General features: G+C 72.0%; 2 protein-coding genes. Both read left to right on the top strand.

Annotation, left to right across the window (positions count from 1 at the left end; genetic code table 11):
- Positions 1-1181 (top strand): metal-dependent hydrolase family protein (locus AC3XYG_RS00400; RefSeq protein ID WP_489137835.1); only part of this gene is annotated, 1181 nt, incomplete at its 5' end.
- Between the two features lie 13 nt (positions 1182-1194).
- On the top strand, positions 1195-1562 hold a 368-nt coding region (locus tag AC3XYG_RS00395), incomplete at its 3' end, for a helix-turn-helix domain-containing protein (RefSeq protein WP_489137834.1).

The following is a 1562-nucleotide window of genomic DNA, read 5'->3' as shown; positions in this document are numbered from 1 at the left end:
CGGTGGCGCCGGCGGGCGAGCGGTTGGATGCCGGCGGCTGCGAGACCGTCGACGGCGGCGGCGCCACGCTGCTGCCGGGGCTGGTCGAGGGCCACGCCCACCTGTCCTTCTGCGGCGCCACCCGCAACACCGATCTCGGCGACGTGCCGCTCGAGGAGCATGTGCTGGAGACGATGTGGAACGCCGAGCTGCTGCTCGACCACGGCTTCACCAGCTGCTATTCGGCGGCCGCCGCCAAGACCCGGCTGGACGTGGTGATCCGCGACAAGGTCAACCAGGGGCGGCTGAAGGGCCCGCGGATCAGGGCGGCCAGCCCGGAGATCACGGTGACCGGCGGCCTGGGCGACGAGAGCCGGCTGCATCTCGAGCGCTCCAGCTTCGGCTGGGTCTGCGATGGGGCGGACGCGATCCGCCACGCCGTCCGCACCTGCATCCGCGAGGATGTCGACAACATCAAGATCAACATCTCCGGCGACGATTTCGTCGACCCGGCCAAGGGCGGCATGACGGTGATGTCGCGGGTCGAGGTCGAGGCGGCGGTCGAGACCGCTCATGATTTCGGCCGGCGGGTGAACTGCCACGCCCGGGCCAGCGAGGCGGTGAAGCGCGCCGTCCGTGCCGGGGTCGACGTGATCTATCATTGCGAGCATGCCGACACCGAGGCGCTGGACCTGCTGGAGGCGCAGAAGGACCGCATCTTCGTCGGCCCTGCCATCGGCCTGATCTACAACACCATCCACGAGGCCGGGCCCTGGGGCATCGACGAGGAGCGGGCGCGCAAGCTGGGCATGCACCTCTGCATGGAGGCCAGCCAGCGCACCTATGCCGAGATGCGCCGCCGCGGCATCCGCGTCGTGATCGGCGGCGACTACGGCTTCGCCTGGACGCCGCAGGGCACCAACGCCCGCGACGTCGAGCATTTCGTCAAGCTGTTCGGCTTCACCGAGTCGGAGGCGCTGCAATGCGCCACCCGGATCGGCGGCGAGCTGATGGGCATGGGCGACCGGCTGGGCCAGGTGAAGCAGGGCTTCCTCGCCGACCTGATCCTGGTCGATGGCGACCCGCTGAAGGACATCGCCCTGATCCACAACCACGGCGCCATCCGCATGGTGATGAAGGACGGGGCGATGCACCGCCTGTCGCCACGTTCGGCGGCCCGGGCGGCGGCCGCCGCCGAGTGACGGCCGGGGCGCCGTGACCAAGGACGGGCAACGGCAATCGGGGGTCGACATCCTGCTCGGGATCGTCGACCGCCTGACCGGGGCGCCCGGCGGGGCGCCGGTCGCCGCCCTGGCCGAAGGCTTGGCCGTGCCGCGGTCCAGCCTCTATGCGGTGCTGCGCCCGATGCTGGCGGCCGGCTGGCTCGACGCGCCGCGCCGCGGCACCGTCCGGCTCGGCGCCGCCTGGTTCGATCTCGCCGTGGCGCTGGAGGCCGGCCCGCAGCCGGCACCCGCCCGGGCGCGGCCGCAGACATCCACGGCGCCGGCCCGGTCCTTCCTGTGGAACCCTGATTTCACCGAGCTGGTCGACGCGGCCCCCCATGCCCGGCCGCCGCCCTATGT

Source organism: Inquilinus sp. (assembly GCF_057815775.1).
The sequence above is the reverse complement of the archived record's forward strand: the minus strand, read 5'-3'. Positions and strand labels throughout refer to the sequence as shown.